This window comes from Arenibacter aquaticus, assembly GCF_003957295.1.
In the GTDB taxonomy this organism is placed as follows: Bacteria; Bacteroidota; Bacteroidia; order Flavobacteriales; family Flavobacteriaceae; genus Arenibacter; species Arenibacter aquaticus.
Genome location: NZ_RQPJ01000003.1, coordinates 379,135 through 405,064, shown reverse-complemented (window position 1 = coordinate 405,064; position 25,930 = coordinate 379,135). Strand labels below are relative to the sequence as shown.

At 41.5% G+C, this 25,930-nt stretch carries 15 protein-coding genes; 14 read left to right on the top strand and 1 reads right to left on the bottom strand.

What is annotated here, in order from left to right; translation table 11 throughout:
* Positions 1 to 222: 222 nt before the first annotated feature.
* The 14 genes from EHW67_RS08565 to EHW67_RS08500 all read left to right on the top strand — a co-directional run bounded on the left by EHW67_RS08565 (position 223) and on the right by EHW67_RS08500 (position 24,525).
* Positions 223 to 2,502: an alpha-N-acetylglucosaminidase gene (locus EHW67_RS08565; RefSeq protein WP_126161964.1), complete on the top strand. Its 2,280-nt coding sequence runs from the start codon at positions 223 to 225 to the stop codon at positions 2,500 to 2,502.
* Positions 2,503 to 2,505: 3 nt separating this feature from the next.
* Complete coding sequence (locus tag EHW67_RS08560) at positions 2,506 to 4,815, top strand: family 20 glycosylhydrolase (RefSeq protein WP_126161963.1); 2,310 nt, start codon at positions 2,506 to 2,508, stop codon at positions 4,813 to 4,815.
* A gap of 15 nt (positions 4,816 to 4,830) precedes the next feature.
* Entirely contained in the window at positions 4,831 to 6,225 is a 1,395-nt protein-coding gene (locus tag EHW67_RS08555) for an arylsulfatase (protein ID WP_126161962.1), read from the top strand.
* 53 nt (positions 6,226 to 6,278) lie between these two features.
* On the top strand, positions 6,279 to 7,502 hold the full coding sequence (locus tag EHW67_RS08550) for a M60 family metallopeptidase (protein WP_126161961.1): 1,224 nt from the start codon (positions 6,279 to 6,281) through the stop codon (positions 7,500 to 7,502).
* A 152-nt stretch (positions 7,503 to 7,654) separates the two neighbouring features.
* Complete coding sequence (locus EHW67_RS08545; protein WP_158285104.1) at positions 7,655 to 8,860, top strand: MGH1-like glycoside hydrolase domain-containing protein; 1,206 nt, start codon at positions 7,655 to 7,657, stop codon at positions 8,858 to 8,860.
* Between the two features lie 40 nt (positions 8,861 to 8,900).
* Positions 8,901 to 10,922, top strand: coding sequence for a six-hairpin glycosidase-like protein (locus EHW67_RS08540; RefSeq protein ID WP_126161959.1), 2,022 nt, complete (start codon positions 8,901 to 8,903; stop codon positions 10,920 to 10,922).
* A 419-nt stretch (positions 10,923 to 11,341) separates the two neighbouring features.
* Complete coding sequence (locus tag EHW67_RS08535) at positions 11,342 to 13,525, top strand: beta-N-acetylhexosaminidase (protein WP_158285103.1); 2,184 nt, start codon at positions 11,342 to 11,344, stop codon at positions 13,523 to 13,525.
* 664 nt (positions 13,526 to 14,189) lie between these two features.
* On the top strand, positions 14,190 to 15,233 hold the full coding sequence (gene asnA, locus EHW67_RS08530) for an aspartate--ammonia ligase (protein ID WP_126161957.1): 1,044 nt from the start codon (positions 14,190 to 14,192) through the stop codon (positions 15,231 to 15,233).
* A gap of 558 nt (positions 15,234 to 15,791) precedes the next feature.
* Complete coding sequence (locus EHW67_RS08525; RefSeq protein WP_126161956.1) at positions 15,792 to 17,234, top strand: helix-turn-helix domain-containing protein; 1,443 nt, start codon at positions 15,792 to 15,794, stop codon at positions 17,232 to 17,234.
* An 882-nt stretch (positions 17,235 to 18,116) separates the two neighbouring features.
* Positions 18,117 to 18,848, top strand: a complete 732-nt coding sequence (locus tag EHW67_RS08520; protein ID WP_126161955.1) for a 3-keto-disaccharide hydrolase — start codon at positions 18,117 to 18,119, stop codon at positions 18,846 to 18,848.
* A gap of 32 nt (positions 18,849 to 18,880) precedes the next feature.
* Positions 18,881 to 22,066 carry a PVC-type heme-binding CxxCH protein gene (locus EHW67_RS08515; RefSeq protein ID WP_126161954.1) on the top strand — a complete coding sequence of 1,062 codons (3,186 nt, stop codon included), beginning with the start codon at positions 18,881 to 18,883 and terminating at the stop codon, positions 22,064 to 22,066.
* A gap of 22 nt (positions 22,067 to 22,088) precedes the next feature.
* Positions 22,089 to 22,394 carry a Dabb family protein gene (locus EHW67_RS08510; RefSeq protein ID WP_126161953.1) on the top strand — a complete coding sequence of 102 codons (306 nt, stop codon included), beginning with the start codon at positions 22,089 to 22,091 and terminating at the stop codon, positions 22,392 to 22,394.
* 6 nt (positions 22,395 to 22,400) lie between these two features.
* Complete coding sequence (locus tag EHW67_RS08505) at positions 22,401 to 23,630, top strand: Tm-1-like ATP-binding domain-containing protein (protein WP_126161952.1); 1,230 nt, start codon at positions 22,401 to 22,403, stop codon at positions 23,628 to 23,630.
* A gap of 37 nt (positions 23,631 to 23,667) precedes the next feature.
* Positions 23,668 to 24,525 carry a phosphoenolpyruvate hydrolase family protein gene (locus tag EHW67_RS08500; protein ID WP_126161951.1) on the top strand — a complete coding sequence of 286 codons (858 nt, stop codon included), beginning with the start codon at positions 23,668 to 23,670 and terminating at the stop codon, positions 24,523 to 24,525.
* A 787-nt stretch (positions 24,526 to 25,312) separates the two neighbouring features.
* Here the strand turns inward: EHW67_RS08500 and EHW67_RS08495 are convergent.
* Entirely contained in the window at positions 25,313 to 25,612 is a 300-nt protein-coding gene (locus EHW67_RS08495; protein ID WP_126161950.1) for a GIY-YIG nuclease family protein, read from the bottom strand.
* Positions 25,613 to 25,930 lie beyond the last annotated feature (318 nt).

Below are 25,930 nucleotides of genomic sequence, written 5' to 3'. Positions count from 1 at the left end.
TTTGTCAACTAGGTAGTGGATAAGGAATTTATAATTTGAGTTAGAGTTGATTAGTTGTTAGTAAGCTTCACCGTTTGCACTCCCAATGAGTTTGGTTCTTATATCGTAATCAAATTGTCGGCGGGGGTGTAATGGGGGAGTTTATTTTAGGATACAGGGATCCATGAGCAAGCCCCTATCTTATTGTTGTAATGATTTTTTTAAAAAAATTAAATAAAGAACATGTCTTTGTCAAGAATCAGAAGTATTTCCAAACTAGAACATTTAATAGCCCTTGTAGGTATTTTGTTGTTTGTTGCCTGTAGTGAAAGTAAAGAACAGGCTCTCAGCAAATCAGAAAAAGCTTCATACGCGTTGGTTAAACGTGTTATTCCGGAACGTACTACGGAATTTGTATTTAAGGAAATACCTGCTGAAAATGACAAGGATGTATTTGAACTCAGTACAGAAAATGGACAATTGATCGTAAAAGGGAACAATGCGGTAGCCATGGCGTCTGGACTGGATTGGTACCTTAGTAAGTATTGTAATTCCCAAATCTCACTTAATAATAATCAAATAAACCTGCCAGAAGTTCTCCCCGAACTAACTGAACCGATAAAGGTAGAAACTCCCTTTAGTTACAGATACTTTTTTAATTATTGCACCTATGGGTATACCATGCCATGGTGGGATTGGGGAAGATGGGAGCAAATGATAGATTACATGGCCCTAAAGGGCGTAAATATGCCTCTTGCCATGATTGGCCAAGAAGCGGTTTGGCAAGAGGTCTTTAAAGACTTGGGCATGTCGGATGAGCAAATAGATGATTTTTTTGTAGGTCCGGCCCATTTGCCATGGGGGTGGATGGGAAATATAGACGGTATGGGAGGGCCATTGCCAGATAATTGGATACAACAGCGAAAGGAACTTCAGCTCAAAATTTTGGAACGCATGCGTTCATTTGGGATGAAACCCGTACTTCAGGCATTTACAGGCCATGTTCCAGAATCCTTAAAAGAGCTTTATCCAGAGGCTAATATTTTTCAGATAGAAGACTGGGCCGGGGTAGAGGGCACATATTTCTTGGATCCTACCGACAGTCTTTTTCAGGAAATTGGTACAGCGTTTATTGAGAAGCAAACAAAAATGTACGGCACCGATCATTTATATGATGCCGATTGCTTTATAGAGGTAGATCCCCCATCCGAAGATCCGGAATTTTTAAAGCAAGTAAGTGAAAGTGTATATGAGTCTATGGCTCAGGCCGACCCAGAAGCTACCTGGGTACTACAGGGGTGGTTTTTCTTTTTCAAAAAAGATTTCTGGACCAAAGAAAGAGGTAGTGCCTTCTTGAATGGAATACCTAAGGATAAAGCTATAGTGTTGGATCTCTACGGAGAGAAAAATCCAACCTGGAACAAAACAGATGCTTTTTACGGTCAGCCGTGGGTGTGGAATGTGATCTGCAATGAGGACCAAAAAGTGAATATGAGCGGTGATCTGCAGGTGATGCAAGAGCAATTTCAACAGGCGTATAAATCAGAAATTGAAAATAATCTAAAAGGTATAGGGGTAATACCGGAAGGCTTGGGTTACAACCCTGTAGTACAGGATTTTATTTTTGAAAAAGCATGGGACCAAAATCAGGTGAATGTTGCAGATTGGATAAATAACTATGCGTCCAACAGATATGGAACCGACAATGAAGCAGCGATAGAGGCCTGGAAATCATTGGAGAAATCTGTCTACGGAAGAACAAGGACATTATGGTCCCCATTAATCACAACACCTCGGCTCATGATTTTTGATGCTGGGAGTCAAGAGGATATAAGACACGTGAGAAAAGACTTTCAGATTAGTGAGGAAGATCCTTTTGCATGGGATTTTGATGTTTTTGAACTTGCCAAGGCGGCGGATCTAATTTTGCAGGCCAGTAGCGAATTAAAGGATATTGATACGTACAAATTTGACGTGACCAATATATATCGCGAGCTGTTGTTCAGTCTTACCCATAGATTTATAAACGATCTAAGTGTAGCCTATCAAACCAAAGACACACAAAAGTTTAATGAGGCTTCGGCAACATTGTTAAAGTTATTGGACGATCTTAATGATATTACCGGTACAAATGAAAACTTCTTGTTGGGCAAATGGATACAGGATGCCAGAAGCTGGGGAGCTACAGAACAAGAACAGGATTATTATGAGTGGAACGCACGTACCATTGTTACTATTTGGCAGCCCTACCCTGATGGCGGTCTAAGGGATTATGCGGGGAAACAATGGAATGGATTGTTCAGTGGCTATTATAAACCAAGATGGGAATTGTTCATTGATCATTTAAGGCAGTCTTTGGATACAAAACGGCCCTTTGATCCAAAACAGTACGACAAGGAGGTTAGGGAAATGGACTACAAATGGACTAAAAGTACGGATGCATACCCTTCAACTGTTACGGGGGATGCTGTATTGGTTGCGAAAAGATTACAGAAGGAATATGCACACTTTTTTAAAAATTAAACAATGAGAATAAGAGATTTATTTTATGGATTTGCATCGGTATCAATAATACTATTGACCAGTTGTAGTAGTGTTTCCAAGTCATTAGAAGTTACTGAGGATAGGGAGGTATCTGTTATTCCCACGCCTAAAAAGTGGGACAATCAAAATGGGAATTTTAGGTTTTCGGATAGAACTGCCATCGTAGTGGAAGATGATAGTTTGTTGCCAATAGCAAGAATTCTGTCTGCCTATGCAACAAGATTAACCGGGAACAATATTGATTTCGTAACGTCTGCACCAAACAAAAATACCATCGTAATAAAATATAATAGTGGCCTTGAACCCAATACACATAAAATTAGTGTAGGTGACAATATTATTTTGGAAGGATCTTCCTATAACACTATAGCCAATGGCGCTGCAACTATGGTTCAATTAATAAAAAGCAATGAAACTGGTAGTTACATTCCCAATGTTTCAATAACAGATTATGCTTCCTCAGAATTTAGAGCCGTATTATTGGACGTTGCTAGATTTTGGCATCCTGTTGAAACCTTAAAGGAAACCATAGACTTACTGTGGATGTATAAAATTCCATACTTACAGCTTCATTTAAGTGATAACAATAGATTTACCTTCCCGTTAAAGAATTACCCAAAACTAAATAAAATTAACACTCAAGGTGAAAGGGAGTTTTATACGAAGGAGGAATTGGCTAAACTGGTAGAATATGCCAAGGAGCGTGGTGTGGTCATAATTCCGGAAGTTGATTTACCAGGGCATTCCGCTATGCTTTGGAATACATACCCTGAGGTATTTGGCAGTCTAGATCCCCAAACCAATAAACCGGAACCATTGTATGTTGTTAATATAGCAAAGGAAGAAACTTACAGGGGGGTAAATGAAATAATAGAGGAGTTGGCAGCGACTTTTTACAATAGCCCGTTTATTCACGTTGGGGGTGACGAGGTATATTTAGAGAATCTTAAAAAAGTCCCGGAGTACCTACCCTATACACAAGCCAATGGTTTAACGGCTGCTGCAAACGGGGATGCCAACGAATTGTTTGCACATTTTATAAATAAGATGAACCAAATGGTGAAAGCTACTGGAAAGAGCACCATATTGTGGGAAGGGTTTCATGGTACTGGTGGTGGCAATGTAACGATAGATAAGGATATTACGGTCATAGTCTGGAATACAACCTACAACCATCCAGATAACTTACTCAAAAATGGTTATAAGGTAATAAACTCCACATGGATCCCTTGGTATATGGTGGGTGCTATGAATTTGGCACCTTCTTTGGAAAGAGCTTATAATTGGGATATAACCAATTGGTCTCACTGGAAGAATGAAATAAAAGACGTAACAGTAGGATCTAAGGAAAATATTGTAGGCGCCCAGATTTCTTTTTGGGAACAAAATCATTACAAGGTTATTCCAGTACTTAGGGAAAGGGTGCCTATTTTGGCAGAACACTTATGGAACAAGAAACCAACCAAAGATTTTGAAGCCTTTAAATTAGATTTGAAATCGACAAATTCTACCTATGGTAGATTGTTCCGGCCTGTAGTTACTAAGGTTAATAATTTAATCCAGCAACAGGATTTAAAATTCACGGATACTGCTGAAGTGGTTTTGGAAGAGCAACCTAAAGCACGTTATAAATGGGTCTTTTCCAAATCTTGGGACCTTCCTGATATGAAAAATGCTAAGTTCTACGAAGAGCCAATTGTTCTTTCGGAAAGTGGTGTGTTAACTATTCAGAAGGAAGATCTGAACGGCAATACCATAGGCTATCCGGTCCAAGAATATTATCAAAAAATAGAACCAGCGTATAGGTACAAAATTTACGGTCCTGCTCCTGCTAAGGGTTGGGACTCCATGCCTAATTTTTCTGATCTGAATCTCATTCGAGAAGGTATTAGCGGCAAAGTGACCGAGGATAGATTAGATAAAATTAATGGGGAACTGTTCGCTAAAGTAAGGAAAGAAGGGCATGTTGATACCCGATTCAAAGATGTTTATAATCCATATGGATTGGAATTGACGGGTGAAATATTAACAGAGGAGGGCGATTATCAGTTAAGGCTTACCACTGACGATGGTTTGGCCGAAGTTTATATAGATGGCATATTGGTGGCTAAAGGGACCGAGTTTAAAAGGAAGCCGGAAGAGTATTCGGTATCATTGTCTGAAGGTAAGCACAGCTTGATGATAAAATATTTTTATAAGCATATCCAGAACCAGTTGAACATTATGTATAAGAAAGAAGGGGAGACCAATTTTGTACCCTTGGAGGAATTGGTAATGCCATTGAGCAACTAATTAATAATAGGAAATATGAACAATGTCATAAATAAATTTTTGGTCGCGGCTGCTATATTGGTGGCAATTTCCTGTAAGGAAGAAAAGAGCCCTTATGAAAAGGCTGTAGCCTCCAAACCCAATATACTCTATATATTGGCTGATGATTTGGGGTATGGGGATTTGGGTTGTTATGGACAAGATGTAATAAAAACCCCTAACATAGATAAATTGGCTTCTGAAGGATTGCTCTTTAGGCAGCATTATGCTGGGGCCACGGTATGCGCGCCTTCCCGCAATAGTCTTATTACGGGCCAACATATGGGGCATACCACCATTAAATCCATGGAAAAACCAATTAAAAAGGAAGACATTACCGTTGCAGAAGTACTTAAAACGGCAGGATATTCCACTGGAGTCATAGGTAAATGGGGGTTGGGTGCCGTAGGTACTACCGGATATGCAAATGATCAGGGATTTGATTATTCTTTTGGCTACTACGATCAAATTAGGGCGCACAATTATTATCCGGATTACCTATGGGAAAATGGGGAGAAATATCCATTAAAAAACAAGGTCATCTATGTTACCGATAGTACCAATTATGCAGTAGGCATTGGTAATGCCGCTGTGGAAAAAGTGGAATATTCCAATGATGTCTTTACTGAAAAAGCATTGGACTTCTTGGATAAGAAAGGGAATGATCCATTCTTCCTTTATCTGGCTTATACCATACCCCATGCCAATAATGAAAGTTTTCTAATTAATGAACATGGAATGGAAGTGCCGGATTTGGGTATTTACGCCAATGAAGATTGGCCAGAAGCCAAAAAGGCTGGGGCCGCTATGATTTCCCGTCTGGATAGCTACATAGGTGTCCTAATGGACAAGTTGAAAGAAAAAGGATTGGAAAAAGAAACCTTAGTGATTTTTACCTCTGATAACGGTCCTCACCAAGAAGGGGGGTGGAACCTTGATTTTTTTGATAGTAATGGGAGTTTACAGGGAATGAAGCGGGATTTGTACGAAGGCGGTATTAGGATTCCTTTTATTGCAAGATGGCCAGAAATTATTACTCCTGGCAAAACCGATAACGTTGCTACTTTTTGGGACTTTATGCCAACGGCCTGTGATCTGGCAGGGGTGGAGGTACCTAGATCAAGTGATGGTATTTCATATTTACCAACACTTGTTGGGGATTTTGATCGTCAGCCTAAGCACGACTTTCTCTATTGGGAATTTGATACAAGTATTTCTAGACGTGCCGCTCGTAAAGGAGATTATAAACTGGTAACAATTACCAAGAAGAACCCGGATACGACAAGCGTGGAATTGTTCAATATTTCCAATGATATTTCTGAAGAATATAATTTGGCCGAGGAAAATCCAAAAATGGTCGAAGAATTAATGAACGTTATTGATCAGTTTTAAAAATAGTATGACTAGAATTAAGCCTCGGAAAAGTGGTTAAAACGAACCTTATTATGAGTATAAAAAAACATATTGCCATACTGGTAAGTACATTGGCATGTACTACGGCCACAGCTCAAATTGAAATAGAAACGACACTGGGACAACCGGAGGGATGGATGCCCAACGGCTGGGGTAGTTACACTATTAGGGCCACCAATACTGGAGAACAGGACGTTACCCTAAAAGGATGGACTTTTCAGTGGAAGGGAGAAGAAGAAAAAGTCAATGCCCTGGATAGGGTACTGGCGCCCAATGAGGAATGGAAGAAATTTGAAATAGGACATTTATCCCAAAAAACCATTGCGGATTTTGGTAAAAAAAATCCAAAGAAAACAGGGTATATCATCGCCAATGTTAACGGCAAGATCAAAAAATTTCCTTTAAAATTGGAAATACCCGCAGCTTATTTGCCAGAAGAGTCGAAAGTAGTGTCCAAGGGCAAGGTAGCCTTGTCCCTAATGAAATCGAGGTACAATAATTTTAAGACCATAGAGAGGGCTATGACATGGTTGAACCAATCATATATAGCCATGGAAGAATTAGTAGGCGGGGTACCCTATGACGGGCAAACCATCGTTTTTAAGGAAAGTGTAGAGAATCCATATTTTGCTTATGCTGGACAGGAAATTATATTGAATACCAAGTTTGTTGGTAATGCAATAGAGGAGTTTGAAGAAGGAATCTTTCCTTTTGGATGGATACATGAAATGGGACACGATTTTGATAATGTAATAGGGGAGTGGTATAATTTTAATGGTCCTTTTACAGAGTTTCAAGCCAATTTTAAGCTCTGTTATATAATAGAAACTATGCCAGACCAATCCTTTAGGATTCCCCAGACCATAGTGGTCAAAGACTATCCCTTCCAAGAACAGGGAAGAAAGTTAAAAGGAAAGGAATTTTCGCAAAGATCATTTTTGTTTTTTGGTGATAAATATTTGTCGGACCCTTCCAGAACATGGGAGAGTATGAGTTCAGACGAAATGCATTCGCTTTTTCAACGTATCCAGTATATGTATGGTTGGGAAGTATATAAGGGTTTTTACAGGACCTTCAGGGAATTGAACGCTAAAGGTTTTACACCCCCAGAGAGTACAGAGGATAAAATAAACCTAATAGCATTGATATTGAGCAAGGAGGCGCAAGTAAACCTTATCCCACTTTTTCAAACATGGCGTTTTCCTGTGTCCCAAGAAAGAATTCAAGAGTTGGAAAATAAATATCAAATAAATTAAAATCAATAATTATTCTTTATCCTAATAAGATTTCGATGCATACTATTAAATACATATTACTAATTTCTGTTTTTTTAATCATCAATTACAGCTGCTCAGACACAAAAAAATCTACTGATCCCGAACTAAATAAAAATGAAACGATGCCAGATATGAGGGTATTAAAAAAAGTGTATAACGACCTAAAGGATAATTACCTGGAGCAGTCAAAAAAAGTTATCCAACCCGCTGAAGGGTATTTAGAATATCCTTACCTTATTCCAGCTGGTTTTTATAAGCAAATGTGGGATTGGGACGGCTTTTTTATGGGCAATTACTTTGTTAGCAAAGGAAAACCGGAATACCTGAAATATTGGGCGTTGAACTTGATTAAAGGTATAGATGGGGAAGGTTACGTATCTGGCTGTGCTACTACCAAAGGACCACGGCCCATATTTGGAGATTTTGCCATGAAACCTTTTTTGTCCCAAGGGGTGTATTTGGCATCCAAGGGGCTAAAGGATTTTACATGGGTAAAACCGCATTATGAGCAGTTGAAAAAAGTACTGGCCTATAGGGAAAAAACGCAGCAGGATGCGGAAACCGGACTTTTTTATTGGGATATAGCCATGCAGAGTGGAGCCGACAACAATCCGGCACTTAACTACTTCATGGAAGATAAACGGTCTTTCTTGGCGCCGGATGCCAGTGCTTGGCAATATAAGGAATACTTGGCGCAGTCTGCCTTGGCAGAAAAGATAGGGGAACTAGAAGATGCTACTATTTATTTGGGTAAAGCCGAGAAATTGAAACTGGCCATTAATGCGTTGCTTTGGTCCAATGATGACCAGGTGTATTATACCGTTGACCGGGAAACAGGGGATTTTTACAAAAGAATATCCTACTCTTCCTTTATTCCCTTACTGGCAGGTATCGCTCCGCAACATGAAGGCAAGGCGATGATTGAAAAATATCTTTTGGATCCAGAACATATGAAGGCCAAGTATGGCTTTAGGACGCTATCCGCAAAAGACCCTGATTATAACAATAAGAATATTATCGTGCCCTTTTCCAATTGGCAGGGCCCGGTATGGCCCATATCCAACTATATTTACTCGGTAGGCTTAAAAAAATATGGTTTTGAAGAAGAAGTGGCATGGCTGGGAGAAACCTTGGGAACCCTATTGCTTAAGGATATGGAGAAGCACAATACCATGCATGAAAATTATAATGCCGATACCGGGGAACCTTTGGCTCCAAGTGATGATCATATAGATGAAAATGGGAAGATTGTCGGTTTTGTCAGTTGGAATCTCTGCATAGAGAATGTCCTGGACGGAGCGGTAAATGATAATTGGATGTTGTTGGATATTAACTAATATAGTGCTGGAGAAACTATTTTAACCCCTTAATTAAAATATGAAAAAGAAAATAGTATTGGCCGCGACCGTTTTGCTTTTTGGGCTAAAGGCTGTAGGGCAGGTAAAAAAACATTGGAACATTGTACATGCCAATGAAATTGCTATGGACCTTTCCAAAGAGGAGAACATTCCCTATTCCGATAATATTGAAATGGCAGGTAAACGTGTGGCCGGAATTATTTCTTATGAAATAAACGAAGACAAGGAACTCTCTATTTCCAGGGAAATCTTTTTCCCACAACTAAGAACATATATAAAAACCAATGATGCAGAATGGAAACATTATCGGGCTTATTTTAAGGATATATATTCAGATGCTATTTTACCCAGTATTATACAGAACAATAAGATATATGCACCCGGGAAGGTAAGTAAGGTGCACATCAACGGCATGTTGCAATTTGTCCATGAGCCGGTAGGTGGGGTAGCCTTGACCAGAACGTTCTTCCCATCCATGTCCGAGCGATTGTTTGTAGAGCAATGGACCTTGACCAATACATCAGAACAGGAGGTGAATATGTTGGGCCGAACCAATAGTAGGGAGAAAAGGCTCCAGGGAGTAAAAGGGGAATATACCGCTTCGGTCAAAAGCAATATTAAGAAGGAGATCAATATACCTCCTGGAGGATCATATACTTTTTCTATAGGAATATCCGCTACCTTGAACAAAGAAAGCGAAATAAATATTCAAGGAGACGAATACTATAAGGAGCGCTTGGAGTTTTTAAGAAAAATGAAAACCTCCTTAACATTGGAGACCCCGAACCAAAGCTTAAATACCCTTTTTGAGTTTTCTAAGATAAGAGCCTCAGAAAGTATTTTTGAGTCCAAATTAGGGCTGTTGCATTCCCCAGGAGGGGGCAGGTACTATGTAGGTTTTTGGGCCAATGATCAGGCGGAGTATGTAAATCCGTTCTTTCCGTATTTGGGATACGATTTAGGTAATGATGCGGCCATGAACATGTACGACCTTTATGATAAGGAGACTAATAAGGAATACTCCAATATTAGATACTCCTTTGAAATTGAGGGTGATGCCCCTATAAATCCATTAGATCGTGGTGATGCGGCTATGATCGCCTACGGTGCTGCACAGTATGCCTTGGCTAGCGGGGACCGTGACACTGCGGAAAAATTATGGCCTTTGATCAGTTGGTGTTTGGAATACAATCATAGACAGTTGAACGAAGCCGGGGTGGTGGCTTCAGAATCTGATGAGATGGAGGGAAGGATCGAAACAGGAAACGCCAATCTGTCTACCTCAAGTTTGTATTACGGAGCCTTAAATTTGGCCCGGGACCTTAGTAGGTCATTGGGCAAGCCCAGAAGTTTAGAGGCAAAATACAGACAGCAGGCCAAGCAGATTTCCAAGGCCATAGAAGTTTATTTTGGGGCTACCATAGAAGGGTTGGATACGTATAAATATTACAAGGAACACCAAAATCTACGGCATTGGATATGCCTTCCACTTGTAGTGCAGTTATTCGACAGAAAAGACGATACCACAAAGGCATTGTTTGAAAAATTGTGGTCCGAAAACGGTGTGCATGTAGAAAAAAACGATCAGAACAAGAAGATTTCCGAAATATTTTGGGATAGGGGCACCCTCTATGCCCTTAGAGGAACTTTCTTGGCGGGAGCTACGGAGGAATCCATTCAAAAACTGACCCAATTTACAGATCAAAGATTGTTGGGCAGTAGGGTACCCTATGTTGTAGAAGCGTACCCGGAAGGGAATATGGCACATTTATCTGCAGAAAGCGGATTGTATTGCCGCGTATTTACCGAAGGAATGTTCGGAATCGTTCCAACCGGCCTCAAAAGTTTTGAGTGTACTCCCAGATTGCCAAAGGAATGGGAGCATATGTCCCTAAAAAATATAAAGGCTTTTGGTGAGGACTTTAATATTGAGGTAAAAAGATCGGGTAAAAAGCTCATGGTTTACTTCACGGACAATCGAACCAATAAAGTTGTCAAAAGAAGAATTGCTGAAGGCAAAAAAATAGCGTTTGAATTTTAGACAGTAAAAGTGCGGTTTGATGATCGTATACTCAATGAACCTATATCAATAGGTCCGCTTCTATAGAGAGGCAGAACCCTACAAAGAGTAGTAAATAAAAAAAACAGCAGCGGTGGCTGCGAGGTTCTGAAATTGCAACATAGATAAGAAATGATTTTGACATCTATTAGCCAAGAAAACCTTAACAGTTAGGAATATTGTAATTGGTAAACATAATTATTTGAATTTAGTATATTTTTGGGAACAATTTAGTACGTTAATTGGTCCATTCAGTAATTTCTTAATTTAATGCTACGATAATGTTATTAAGGAATATGGCCTAACAGAATGGAAAGGTTGAGGTTGTTATTAAGTTGTATTTATAAATATTTCAATTATAATTTTTTATGTTAAAAACTATTTTAGGAAAAACGTGTTTATTGTTTTTCGTTATTATTAATTCTTACGGTCAGGCTGAAACGACCGATATCATCCCAAAATCACAGCTTTTTGAACCTAATGGCGAACTTTTCTTACTAGATCATTCAACAAAAATACAGTATAATGAGGGCTTGGAGGCCTTGGCAACTTATTTGGGAAAAACCCTTTCCCCTGCAACAGGTTGGGATTTTGAGTTATCGGCATCCAAAAAATCCAAAAAAAACAGCATTCATCTTTCCATAGACCCACAAGACGATAAAGAGGAAGGGTACCGACTTTCTGTGAATTCCAGAAATATTCAGATTATTGGCAATAGTGAGGCTGGTGTCTTCAACGGAATTCAGACACTTAGACAAATGCTACCCATAGAAATATTTAATCCAAGAAGACAAAAAGATGTAGATTGGGCCATTGAAGGAGCCTACGTAGAGGACGAGCCTACCTACCCTTGGCGGGGAATGATGTTGGATGTTAGCCGTTATTTTTATGAGGTGTCCTATGTAAAACAATTGGTAGATATGATGGCTATGTACAAGATGAACGTACTGCACCTTCATTTGATAGACGATGCCGGATGGCGAATAGAAATTAAGAAATATCCCAAGTTAACTTCCGTTGGCGGATTCAGGGGCGATGGACACGAAAGAACCGGAGGCTATTACACCCAAGAGGAAATAAAAGAAATAGTAGCCTATGCAGCTTTGCGAAATATAGAGGTTATCCCGGAAATAGAGATTCCGGCCCATACCTTACCGGCCATTGCCGCCTACCCACATTTGTCCTGTACAGGAGCTCCGCAAGTAGTACAGACCCAGCACTCAATTAGTGGGGAACTGTACTGTGTGGGCAGAGAGTCCACTTTTGATTTTCTGGAGGATGTTTTTGATGAGGTCGTAGCACTTTTTCCAAGTAAATACATACATGTTGGAGGTGATGAGGCCAAGTACGATCGATGGGCACAATGTTCACATTGCCAGAAAAGAAAAGAAACCCTAGGACTGGAAAAGGAAGCCGACCTGCAGGTGTATTTTACCAATCGGATCCAAAAGGTATTAAAAAATCACGGAAAGATTATTGTAGGTTGGGATGAGATAATAGAAAGAGGTCTAGATGATAAGGCAGTTGGAATGGTGTGGCACAACAAAAAAAAGGCCATTTTGGGTACACAAGCAGGACATGATATGGTGATGGCACTATCTAGCCATGCCTATTTTGATGTGGCCGAGAGTAATATCCCTGGAGAGGTGAAAGCAGCTACTTGGTTATCTCCAATTAGCCTTGAAAAAGTTTACGGTATGGATCCTGTGGTAGAAGGATTAGGGGATGAATTCAAGTCCCAGGTTTTAGGAGTTCACGCTACCCTTTGGTCAGATCAGTTTATCCATGGCACTATTTTACAGGAAATCCAGCCTATTAATGAAAACCGATCAGAGAAGTATTTTGATTATCTAACTTTTCCTAGAATGGCAGCTTTAGCCGAAGTTGCCTGGACCGAAAAAAGCCGTAAAGATTGGTCAGATTTTGAACAAAGAATGCGAAAACATTATAACAGATATGATGAAGCCGGCTACGGCTATAGGGTGCCTCAGCCTAAACTTATTGGAAAAAAAGAAATGGATGGGAGCATAGAGGTGACCATGGAAAATGTGGTTGAGGGGGCACATATCACCTATACGACCAATGGCCTTAAACCTAATTCCTATGATAAGATATATACCAAGCCTGTCCGCGTAGAAAAGTTGTCCGATTTTAAGGCGATTACTGTAGTGAACCGTCAGCAGTTCTCTTTGCCATTGTACTTCCCAGAGAAGTATGAACAATTCAAAAAATTTGGGACACTGTTAGGTGAATGGAAACCGGCACTTATCAAAGGAGTTAATTTCGGGGAATTGGAATTAAATTCAACGGGAAAAATAAATGGAAATGGGACTTATGAGGTCACTTTCATTTACACGGACGGGGCCCATAAATTGGAAATTGAAGGGGTATCCGTTTATAAAAACAGACAATTGATTACCGAAGATAGGCATAAGGGAGAAACTGGGCCCACTTCTATTGACAACACCTACAATATAAAGATCGATGGATATGAGACTGGAGCCGAATTTATAATTAAGGCTAAGGTGAGGGGAGATATAGGTAATGATTCCTACGGAGTGGTTTTTATTAAGAAGAAAGACTAAGCCAGGAAGCCATTTTTAAATGTCAAGCTTAGGGATTATAACGATCAAATATTGTAAATATTTAAAATGATCGTACTGAGTGTACTATGTTTAAAAGGAGGAAAATGCTTTTGTTTTCCTCCTTTTGTTTTAGAAGTTGACCTGAAATTAAGCTACACCATTTTAGAAGACAATGTAGATCCCCAGTAAAACTAAATTGGCTGGTATTTATAACTTTTTATTTGCTATTCCCGAAACAGAAACCTTATTCATCTCACCCAATACACGGTTGGTAAAACTCCCTACATAGAACTCTGTCCTTTTAATGGAATTGTGGCCCTGCCCTTCGCTATTCAATACCGTGGATATAATGGGGAAATTTGAGATGCTGGCTTTATAATAAATAACGAACAGGAAATGGCGAATGCGAGGTTTTGAAATTGCAACATTGATAAGGAAGGATCTGCGTAGCTAACCCTGGTTGGTTTGTAAAAACTGAACAACGTTCATCACCTGATTGGATTATTTTGATTGGTATTTCGATTAAATGGGGTGAAGTCAATAAATCGTCCATGATTTATCACTTAGCGCAGTTTTGATATTCCTGCTATTTATTGCACATTTGCGTTTCAAATTTTACATATAACTCGGCATAGAGCTAATCATTTAATAAAATATTAATATAATGGATTATAAATTACAAATCCCAAAAGGATATCGTCCGCAATTAAATATGCAGGAGACAGAACAGGCAATAAAATTGATCAAAGACTTTTTTGAGCTTAGTTTATCATCCGAATTAAGATTGAGACGCATTACAGCACCTTTATTTGTTAAAAAAGGATCTGGAATCAATGATGACCTCAGCGGAGTGGAGCGTCCTGTTAGCTTTCCAATTAAAAGCATGAATGATGCCGAGGCTGAAATTGTTCATTCGCTTGCAAAATGGAAAAGGCTTGCACTGGCCCAGTTAGAAATGGAGTCAGGCTATGGAGTGTATACTGATATGAACGCACTTCGTCCAGACGAAGTTTTTTCTAATATACACTCCATATATGTAGATCAATGGGATTGGGAAAGAGTGGTCTCTAAGGAAGAAAGGACTACTGATTTTTTAAGATATATTGTAAGAAAAATATATAGTATTTTTAGGAGGGTAGAATATGTTGTTTACGAGCGCTATCCTCATTTAAAGCCTGTACTTCCAGAAGAAATTACATTTATTCATACAGAGGAATTGGCACAACAGTATCCTGATCTTACATCCAAGGAAAGAGAATCTGCAGCGGCTAAAAAGTATGGTGCGGTATTTATAATAGGAATTGGAGGGCTACTCCAAGAAGGAAAAAAACATGATGATAGGGCTCCTGACTACGATGATTGGAGTACCGAAACGGAAAATGGTCTAAAGGGGCTTAATGGAGATATCCTTGTTTGGAACCCTATGCTTGAAGAATCATTGGAGCTTTCATCTATGGGAATTCGTGTTGATAAAGAAGCACTTAATAGACAATTGGCTATTGAAGGAGCAGAGGATAGGAAGGAATTAATGTGGCATAAGATGCTTCTTAATGATGAACTTCCTTTATCCATTGGTGGGGGAATAGGTCAGTCTCGTCTTTGTATGTTTTTTCTGAAAAAAGCGCATATCGGAGAGATTCAAACTAGTATTTGGCCTGAAGATATGATTGTAGAGTGTAAGCAAGGGAATATTCCCATTCTTTTCTAGGTTCACCACACTTTAAAATACCTTAAAAATGGCTGCCGTATTTTTTGGCAGTCATTTTTATTATGGTCATCCTTCATGATAATCGGTACTTATATGTATAGAGACGTATTTTGCTTCTTTATTGCAAATTAGTCCCAACTGTTTACTACATGTATGATGCAGGCTATAACAGTGTTTGGATAGGAAGAATTCTAATTATTCCATACGCTGTGGTACATAAAAAAACTAGCAGTGCTAGCTGCGAGGTTATGAATTTGCAGCATGGATTAGAAATGATCAGCGCAGCTAATCTTTTTGCAATCACCGCACTCTAAAAGATGCAGTCTCTTTTTTTAAGAGCATCACCCAACTGCTTCAATTTCAGAATAGTTGAAAATCACCCTTAGGGAATACGTGATATGCCTAGGAGCAAGAGAGCAAGAAATTGGTCAATAGTCACTTGGGGCTTTGGGTAGGGTTAACAGATAGCCTTAAGAAATTCTTACTTCAAATATTTTGAAGTTGGTATGGGCGTACGTATATTTAGAGATTAATATTTAATTAACATTCGTCAGGTAAATGTTATTTCGCCTAAGTTTCCTCTTGGTATTTCTTATTGTTTCCTGTTCTTCTTCGAAAAGACCGGATATTGTTTTCGAGGATTTTGAAAGCGGTGATTTTGGTAAGTGGAACAAATTGGGGGTAGCATTTGATAAACCCTGCAGAATCGATTCCGTTTCCGTAAATATAAAAAACGCCCAAGGCAGCTTTTTTGCTTTTTCCAATTTTGAAGGGGAGGGCGAAAGTCATAATCAAGGCAAGCTGGTATCAAAAAACTTTATTATAGACCGGAAGTACATTCGTTTATTGGTTGCCGGGGGAAAACATGATACACGGGAATGTATTAATTTAATAGTGAACAACAAGATTGTAAGGGTTGCCAGCGGAGAGAACGATAATATTTTTAGAAAGGTAATCTGGGATGTTGATGATTTGCAAGGAGAGAGTGCGGTGATAGAGATAGTGGATGCGATGATCACAGAATATACACCAAACACCTTACCTCATATTTTGGTAGATAATATTGTTTTTAGTGATTTCAAAGATGCCAGGGAAGAGGTTTTTGAGGATTTTGAAAGCGGCTCTTACGGCAATTGGAAGGTAGAAGGAGAGGCCTTTGAGGTGCCAAGAAATAGGACCAATGTATATTATCCCTTAACCCCGGATGGGTTCAATGGCAAATTTTTCGCATTTTCCTTTGGGGAGACCCATGATACCAAACAAGGAAAACTCACTTCCAAAACCTTTACGATTAAGTATGATGGCATTAAGTTTTTAGTGGGAGGAGGAAGGCATCCCAACAAGACCTGCATTAATTTATTGGTCAATGACTCCATCGTCTTTTCCCAAACAGGACAAAACGACGGGCAGTTGCGTTGGAAACAATGGGATGTAACTCCTTTTAAAGGTCAGAAGGCAAGGATTGAAATCCTTGACCATTTCTCTGGTGGATGGGGACATATTATGGTAGATGATATCATTTTTTTCAACAAGCCTGTGCCATATAATATTTGGATATACCTTGTAGTAGCAGTGATTGCTGTTGTTATCGGCATTTTACTGCTAAGAAGATATATTTTCCATCTAAGAAAGGGGTCAAAAGTGAAAGTGAGTGAGGTGGAAATGGAAAAGTTTGAAAAAGTCAAGGCCTCTATAGAGGAGTCTGGCATTTATAAAGATCAAAACCTTTCCATAGATCAAATCCTGGAAGTGGCCGGGGAAAGCGAAGAGAACATCAATATGCTTTTCGATAAGATAGGGCGTACTAGTTTAACCAACTACCTAAACTACTTAAGGGTAGAGGAATTTAAAAGGCTGTTGAAAGATCCAAATAATGAAGCTTATACCATGATGTATTTGGCCGAAAAAAGTGGATTCAGTTCCAAGACTTCATTTTATAGGGTTTTTAAGGCCGTAACCAATCGCACCCCATCAGAATATAAAAAGAGTCTTGGTCAATAATAAATATTGATTTAGGGCATAAGCAGTCATTTACTTCCACGGCTTCAATGATTCTTAACTGGCATGACATTTCCATTACATAAGGAGATTATCCAATCAACGGACTTTGAAGATAACGTTCTTAGTTATGTTGATAAGGATCAAATATTTGTATGTGCTGTAAGGTTGAAGCAACGATAACCGGCCTATTTTCAATTTCGTTCTAAATCAAGTGGTTTCCACAATGAGCAGCAGTTCTGAATAGCAAGATGACCCTGGCTACAGCTGGCTCCTCCTAACCAAGGTACACTGTACCCTGGTTATTCGGCCCTGGTCGTTTTTTGGGCGATGCAAAAAATGAACATAGCACAAACTGTGGGATAGTTTATTCTATTTTTCCAATTCACATAAAAATTTTAAGATTAATCTAATTTTTACTCGATAATCAAGATTTAATTGCTCCGACGCTTGCCCACCCGTATCCGTTAAGGGCGGGCGTAGAAATCTTGCCCAACTACTCCCTCCATTTCTATAGGTGTATAGGGGTAATGGAGAGTTGAAAGAGGGAAATTTTACCTTAAGGTCCATCTCCTTTGTGTGGTGTCTTATCCCTTAAAAGTACCGTTTTTTGGGCTTTTGGGACGTCCCAATACTAAAATTGGGATATATTAAGTGTTGCAAATCTGTTTAATTTTCAATTCTAGTCCTACTTTAGGACAATCAAAAACCAATCGGTAAAACGGTTACTTTTATACCTAAGTAATAAAGGCGCAAATGATGGGAATTTATGATTGGCATTTTTTCAATCATTCATAAGTTGCCACTAAATTGCTTTTTTACCGTATGCTTATTATTGAATTCAATGATTTTTATAAATTGTAGAAAACCTTAAAATATCAAAATATGAAAATCAGTAAAGACAATGGTTTATATAGGGAGCCGTATGCGAAAAAGGAAAATGCAGGCAGATTCCTTTGGGAAAAAGGGCAATGCGTTTTAGGAAATAAACTACCTATTCTCTTAATAGCCCTATTGACGAGCTTTTACTGTAGTGCTCAAACCACGACTTCCACAACTTCCCTTTTCGATGGGGCAACACTTAACGGCTGGAAGCCCGTAAAGAAGGAAAACGCCAAATTTTGGTCCGTTGTAGATGGTGTCATTACCGGGGGGGATGGGGTAACCAAGATCCCAACGAATACCTATTTGTATACTACTGAAAGCTATGGCGACTTTGAGTTCCGTTGCTTGTTCCGTATTACCGGAGACCATGACCAGGGCCTTATCAATAGTGGTATCCAATACCGATCCATTATAGAGGGCAATAAGATAATCGGCTACCAGGCCGACATAGGCAAGGGGTATTGGGGCGATATTTATGATGAGCACCGTAGGGGCAAACTCCTGGGCGGTGAACTTGAAACCCTAAAACATATTCTGAACGAGGAAGGTTGGAACAGTTATATTGTTAGATGTATAGGCAACAAGCATGTAACCTATATCAATGGCGTTAAAACTGCCGAGTATATTGAAAAAGACCCTAATATTCCGGCAAAAGGGGTGATAGGCATCCAACTGCACAGTGGGGGAAATGCCAAGGTAGAATTTAAGCATATAACAATCACGGAGCTTTAGGGCATATAATTATTATTAATTTAGGAAAACAGATGGGAATTAAAAGGAAACTACTTTTATATGGCTTTGTATTGGCCTTAACTTGCTTGGGATGTAAGGATAAATCGGATATGGCCAATTCAGGGGATACTAATGCAAGTAAATATCCGGCCCTCAACAAAAAAACGCATTCGTCACGGACAGCAATACTTTCGCCCCAAGAGGAACTGGCGGGCTTTAATGTACCAGAAGGTTTTGTGGTAGAGTTGGTGGCCAGTGAAAAGGACGGCGTGGTAAACCCCATCCATATGGCATTTGACGATGCAGGCAGATTGTGGACGCAAACGGCGGAGATGTATCCCTTAGATCCGGTATCCGATATCGCTTGGCGGGATTTGCTCAAGCTAATGGACGATCCGGCAGCCCAGGAAAAAGACCCTAATTTTAGAAGAATTCTAGACCTGTACCGCGGGAAGACCAAAGGAAAGGATAAAATATTGGTACTATCCGGACTCTACGAAAAAAATAATGTCAAGACCAATGTATGGGCAGACGGACTTGCCATACCACAGAGTATATTGCCCTATAAGAATGGTACCTATGTGGCCCAGGGATCAGAGCTTTTCTTTCTGGAGGATACGGACAATGACGGAAAGTCGGACAAGCGTACGCCCTTGTTCACCGGCTTTGGCTTTACCGATACCCATACCATGGCCCATGTTTTGGTCCGCGGCCCGGGAGATTGGATACATTTTAGCCAAGGGGCCCTGAACAAAGGTGAGGTGAGCTCACTTAAGAGCGACGCCAAAATACGTCTTGACTTCAGTAAAATTGCAAAATTCTCCATGGATGCAAAAAAGATAGAACTGGTAAACGCCGGATTGAACAATATCTGGGGCTTTAAGTTACGGGGTAATGGCCAATGGTATGGAATGGAAGCCAATGATTTGGGGTATTCGGTCGTACCCATGGAACCAGGGACCGGTTTCCCCGGTATAGGTATGCAACGTCTAAGGCCTTACCAGCCATTTATGCCGGAACTGCACAAATTCCGTGTTGGCGGAACGGGCATGTCGGGCGTTGCCTTTGCAGATGATGTACAAGGCTCTTTTCCCAGTGAATGGAAAGATGTGGCCTTTATTGCCAATCCCATTACCAGTGAGATCAATGCCGTTAAAATAGTACGTAACGAAGACGGCTCGGTGTCGGCCGAACTCCTTCCGAGTTTCTTGACATCGGATGATGACTGGTTCCGACCGGTGAATATGGAATTTGGACCTGACGGTTGTCTTTATATTGCCGATTGGTACAATAAAATTGTTTCCCATAACGAGGTGGACACATCACACCCGGACCGGGACAAATCCCATGGTCGCATATGGAGGATCCGTCATAAATCCCAAAAGCCTAGGGAGATCCCCAATTTCTATGAGGTAAAGACCGGTGAACTTGTAGGCTATCTTAAGTCCCCCTCCATATGGGCCAAGCGTGCCGCCTGGCACCAGATATCAGATCGCCCTATTGGGGAGACCAAGGCATTGACCAAGGACCTTGTACAGCTGGTTTCGGATAGCCAACAGGACGAAATTACCCGTATCATGGCCCTCTGGTCGCTTGAGGGAATAAACCACTACGACCAAGGACTAATGGAGACCCTATTGGCGACCCAAGACGATAACCTTAGAAGGGAAGCTGTCCGTGCCCTGGAATCCTTTTCCTTGGATGCCAAAACATTGGCCCAGCTATTGGAAAAACCTTCCAAGGACCAAAACCCCATGGTAAGGTCACAGGTACTACGGACCTTGGATGCGGCAAGAACGGCAAATCCAGAGACCATAGCCCTATTGGTAGCTGCCTGTAAGCCACCACTTGAAGGCAACGACATGGGAGGGGCCTACGAGCGTAATTTTGAAAGGTATTTGGCCCGTAAGGCCCTAGAGAACTATCCCAAGGAATTGTTGAATTTTATTGCATCTCCCAATGCATCCCAATACGCCACGGCCAATTTAATATGGGCCAGTCAGGCATTGCCAAAGGAGGAACGGGAAACGGTATTTATGGACCTTTGGAAGAAAGCGGACAATAAGGATCTGGACGAGCCCACCTTTATAATCGTGGCAGGAATGCTGGAGAACAAGCAGGTAGAGAGTCTGATGCGGCCCGTTCTGCAAAATGTGGACAAGGCAGAGGAACATGTTTCCCTCACCCTAAAAAACCTGTCCAAGGTGCAATCCAAGGAACTTACCAGTGCATTGATAAAGCCCATTGGGCATTTGCTGAAAAGCAGTGATAAATCACAACAAAATTTAGGTTTGGAGGCCATAGGGAAATTGGGTATCCATACCTTGAGGGATAAGGTAGTTCCGTTTGTAAGTGAGGACTCCCCTTCGGAAACGATCAAGCTGGCCATGCTGGCATTGGTTGGACAGCCTAAAGAGAATAGGGCCATTTTTGAGCGGATCGCTAAAATGAAAACCTTGGAATTGGATCTGAGGGCAGAAGCTATCCAAGCGCTGGCAAAGACCGATATGAAAGGGGCCAGTAAGGTTATAAATAATTGGATGCCCAAGTTGGACCAGTCGCAGAAGAAATCTGTTACTGGAAAATTGTCCAACTCCGAAGTGGGCAGTACCCTACTTAAGCAGCTTTTTGAAGCGGGGGCTTTGACCTCGGAAGAATTCAACCTTTCCAGTGCGGAAAAGGTCTTTAAGTCGGACCAGGAAGACACAAGGGGGATACAACTTTTTGATCAGGTGAAAAACAGGATAGATGCCGAAAAGAAAGCCTTCCAGTCCAAATTGCAACGATTTATGGCCATTGCCGAAAAAGGGGGAGGAAATCCTGAAAATGGCGAAAAACTTTTCCAGACCTGTCTTATGTGCCACAGTGTGGGCGACAAGGGACACGATTTTGCCCCGGCATTGGACGGATCGGCAATGCGCGAAAACGAGGCCCTTTTAACAGCTATCTTGAATCCGGACGCTGCTGTGGAAGGTAGTTATGCGGTATATAGGGTAACCAAGAAGGACGGCTCCAATTTAGAGGGCTACCTGGTGAAAAGGGATAATAGGGGGACTACCCTAGGATTTATGGGCGGCAGTAGTCAGTTTATCCAAGTATCGGAAATTGATTCCGAAGGCTTTTTGGGGGGTCGCTCCTTTATGCCCAAGGGGCTGATAGACAATTATTCGGAGGAACAGGTTTCGGATTTGCTCGCTTATATAAAAACTTTAAATTAGACAGTAAATAAAAAACTAGATTATGACCAGACATTATGGAATGTTCCAGTTCAAGGATGGGATAAGTGAGGCGGAGATAGCGAATTGTTTTGCCACCATGCAGGCTATGGTGGGGCAGATACCCGGTCTTTTGGAGATGGAGCACGGATCCTATGACAGTACGGAAGGGCTGAACGATGGCTATACCCACGGATTTATCATGACCTTTGACAGTCCCGAATCCAGGGAGGCCTATCTGCCACATCCCATACACGAAAAGGTCAAGGAGCTGGTAGTGCCAAAATTGGAGCGTGTAGTGGTGTTCGATTTCAACGTGCAATCCAAATAAAAACTTATGGCGACCTCTGATAAAAGTATAGTAATGCTGGGCTGCTTTGATACCAAGGGGGAGGATTTTTCCTACCTCCTAAAAAATCTCAAAGCGCAGGACCAGCAGGTGATCACCATAAACACCGGGGTCATGGAGACTTCGGTGGATTTTCCCATTGATGTGGACCATGACGCCGTGGCACAGGCCTCGGGATCGGACTTGGAATCCATCCGCAATTCCAACGATAGGGGCAGGGCGGTAGAATTGATGGGCAAGGGCGCCGCAGCCATCCTGAAGGAGCTTGCCGACAAGGACAAGATCAAGGGCGTCATCGGCATGGGCGGGGGAGGAGGAACCTATATCATCCTGGAGGCCATGCAGGCAGTGCCGCTGGGCATCCCCAAATTCTGCCTTAGCACGGTAGTGGCCAAGGACCTTTCCAGGCAGATAGGGGTAAAGGACATTACCCTGATGTCCTCGGTAGTGGACGTGGCCGGCCTCAATAGCATTAGTAGGCTGTTGATACGGCAGGCGGCATCGGCCATCGTTGCCATGGCGGATACCAAGGAGGACGCCTCGGAGGAGACCAAAAAGAATATTGCCATCAGTATGTTCGGGAATACCACCAAGTGTGTGGACAAGTGTACCGAACTGTTAAAGGCTAAGGGGTACGAGGTAATGGCCTTCCATGCCACCGGAGTGGGCGGGGCCACCATGGAATCGCTGATCCGAGAAGGGGTCTTTGATGCGGTGTTGGACGTTACCACCACCGAATTGGCCGATGAACTGTGCGGGGGCATTTTGAGCGCAGGACCAGACCGACTCACGGCAGCGTCGGAAATGGGGATACCACAGATTGTGGTGCCCGGATGTCTGGACATGGTGAACTTTGCACAAATGGACACGCTTCCCGAGCAGTACAGGTCCCGACAGCTCTACAGTTGGGCGCCGGACGTTACCCTGATGCGCACCAATGTTGCGGAGAACCAGGCCCTGGGAAAACAGTTGGTAGACAAGCTAAAAGAGGCCAAGGCCGCTGCAGAAATCATGATCCCGCTAAAAGGGATATCCCAGGTGGACAGTGAAGGGGATATTTTTTATGATCCCGAAGCGGATACGGCCCTGTTCGGAGCCATAAAGGATAGCGCCGATGGCCAAATAGGGGTCATGGAGGTGGACGCCCATATCAATGACACGGCCTTTGCCGAGGCCTTGGTGGAGCGTTTATTGGGATTACTGCAACAAGAGAAATAATATACAAAAACCAAATACAACAAAAATAAAAGACGATATGCCAAATAAATGGACTGGAAAGGGAAACCCCTATACCAGAGAAGAAGTAAGAGAGCGATTGAAAAAGACTCTGGCCCAAAAGAAGGCCATCATAGGCGCCGGAGCAGGAACGGGTATCAGTGCCAAATTCATTGAAAAGGGCGGGGCCGATTTTCTGATCATATACAACTCCGGGCGCTTTAGGATGTCCGGCCACGGCTCCACTGCGGGACTAATGGCCTATGGCGATGCCAATGGGGTGGCCATGGAGATCGGGGAGTTTGAGGTATTGCCAGTAGTGGAGGAGATCCCCGTATTCTGTGGGGTACACGGATCCGATCCTAGAAGGCGTATGTGGCATTTTTTGCAACAGGTAAAGGCCATGGGCTTCTCCGGGGTCAATAATTTTCCTACCCATTCCATTGTGGACGGTAATTTTAGGGACATCCTAGAGGAGACCGGGATGGGCTTCTACAAGGAAGTGGAAATGGTACGCCTGGCCTCGGAAATGGATCTTTTCTCATGTGTATATGTTGCTACCCCCGAGGAGGCCGTACAGATGGCAGAGGTAGGTGCCGATGCCATTATAGCCCATGTGGGCACCACGGTGGGCGGATCCATCGGGGTAGTGGGTGCCACGGTGGACATGGATTTTGCCATAAAAAGGACACAGGAGATTATAGAAGCGGGCCGAAAGGTCAATCCGGATATCATTTTCTTGGCGCACGGCGGGCCCATCAATACCCCGGATGATGTAAGGGTGATCCTTGCCAATACGGATGCCCATGGCTTTGTTGGGGCATCTTCCCTAGAGAGGATGGCCGTGGAATCTTCCTTGACAGCCTTGACGCAGGAATTTAAATCTTTGGAACTCTAAACCAAACTGCTGTTGTTAAAGCAGGAGGGAATAGGTAGTGGTGCTGGCAAGCCTATCCAATTAAAAATCTAGCATTAGTTGTTAAATTAGTTTTGTTAAAAGGACTCTGTCGAAGTGACTACTCTAGTCATTTCGACCTTAGGGAGAAATCGCACAAGTAGCTCAGCCTAAACATAAATTGAGTCCACAATTTCCCAGCTATGGACAATGATAAAATGTGCAATGACGAAAACTAATATTTACGACTCCTCAATCGCCCGAAAAGGGACTCTGTCGAAGTGACGTAAAACAGTCATTTCGAACGACCGATAGGGAGGAGAAACCGTAGGTACACGAATTCCCGTGAAATAACAAAGCCATGAGCTAAACCGCAGGTTTACGAAAATCCCCAATAATAAATACGGCATAAGCTAAACCTGAGGTTCACGAATACCCGTACAATAGAAATGCTATGAGCTAAATCTCACAGGTAGCTGAACGAAACCTCAATTGTTTGAATAATTTCCCAGCTATGGACAATGATAAAATGTGCAATGACGAAAACCAATATTTACGACTTCTCAATCGCCCGAAAAGGGACTCTGTCGGAGTGACGTAAAACAATCATTTCGAACGACCGATAGGGAGGAGAAATCTCACAGGTAGCTGAACGAAACCTCAATTGTTTGAATAATTTCCCAGCTATGGACATGAAAAATGTTCATACTTCAAAACCATAATATGTGCGACTTCTCGTCGTCCCGAAAAGGGACTCTGTCGAAGTGACTGCCCCTGAAATATAATCCTATTAAATAATCTGATTGTTTAAGGTTTCCCACTTAGGATTAAAAGAAGTAACAAGACTTTTCTTCTTTTCCCTTCGCCACTTTTTAATTTCCTTTTCCCTCGCAATAGCATCTTTTGAGCTTTCAAAGCCTTCGTAATACACCAAATAAATGCAGTTATATTTTCCCGCAAAAGATTTCTTGGAATTTTGACTATCAAAATAGTGCTGGGATAACCTACGCTGTATATTATTGGTCACCCCGATATAAAGGGTTGTACGATGTTCGTTTGTGGTTATATATACAAAATGATTGTAAAACAATTAGAAGCTGGAATTGGTGTTACCCAAATTTAGTTTTTTATTAATAAGTTTCGAAAAGCGCCTTAAAACAGAATGACCACCCCAGTCATTTCGAACGACCGATAGGGAGGAGAAATCGAAGATTCACGAATACCCGTACAATAGAAATGCTATGAGCTAAATCACACAACTAGCTCAGCCTAAACATAAATTGAGTCCACAATTTCCCAGCTTTGGACAATAATATAATATGTAGTAACCAAAACCCAATATGTGCGACTTCTCGTCGTCCCGAAAAAGGATGCTGTCGAAGTGACCACCCCAGTTGTTTTGAATGCA

What these genes read in the sequence shown, in the direction of transcription:
- EHW67_RS08565 (WP_126161964.1), top strand. Translation starts at nt 223, where the DNA reads ATGTCTTTGTCAAGAATCAGAAGTATTTCCAAACTAGAACATTTAATA.
- EHW67_RS08560 (WP_126161963.1), top strand. Translation starts at nt 2,506, where the DNA reads ATGAGAATAAGAGATTTATTTTATGGATTTGCATCGGTATCAATAATA.
- EHW67_RS08555 (WP_126161962.1), top strand. Translation starts at nt 4,831, where the DNA reads ATGAACAATGTCATAAATAAATTTTTGGTCGCGGCTGCTATATTGGTG.
- EHW67_RS08550 (WP_126161961.1), top strand. Translation starts at nt 6,279, where the DNA reads ATGAGTATAAAAAAACATATTGCCATACTGGTAAGTACATTGGCATGT.
- EHW67_RS08545 (WP_158285104.1), top strand. Translation starts at nt 7,655, where the DNA reads ATGAGGGTATTAAAAAAAGTGTATAACGACCTAAAGGATAATTACCTG.
- EHW67_RS08540 (WP_126161959.1), top strand. Translation starts at nt 8,901, where the DNA reads ATGAAAAAGAAAATAGTATTGGCCGCGACCGTTTTGCTTTTTGGGCTA.
- asnA (WP_126161957.1), top strand. Translation starts at nt 14,190, where the DNA reads ATGGATTATAAATTACAAATCCCAAAAGGATATCGTCCGCAATTAAAT.
- EHW67_RS08525 (WP_126161956.1), top strand. Translation starts at nt 15,792, where the DNA reads ATGTTATTTCGCCTAAGTTTCCTCTTGGTATTTCTTATTGTTTCCTGT.
- EHW67_RS08520 (WP_126161955.1), top strand. Translation starts at nt 18,117, where the DNA reads ATGAAAATCAGTAAAGACAATGGTTTATATAGGGAGCCGTATGCGAAA.
- EHW67_RS08515 (WP_126161954.1), top strand. Translation starts at nt 18,881, where the DNA reads ATGGGAATTAAAAGGAAACTACTTTTATATGGCTTTGTATTGGCCTTA.
- EHW67_RS08510 (WP_126161953.1), top strand. Translation starts at nt 22,089, where the DNA reads ATGACCAGACATTATGGAATGTTCCAGTTCAAGGATGGGATAAGTGAG.
- EHW67_RS08505 (WP_126161952.1), top strand. Translation starts at nt 22,401, where the DNA reads ATGGCGACCTCTGATAAAAGTATAGTAATGCTGGGCTGCTTTGATACC.
- EHW67_RS08500 (WP_126161951.1), top strand. Translation starts at nt 23,668, where the DNA reads ATGCCAAATAAATGGACTGGAAAGGGAAACCCCTATACCAGAGAAGAA.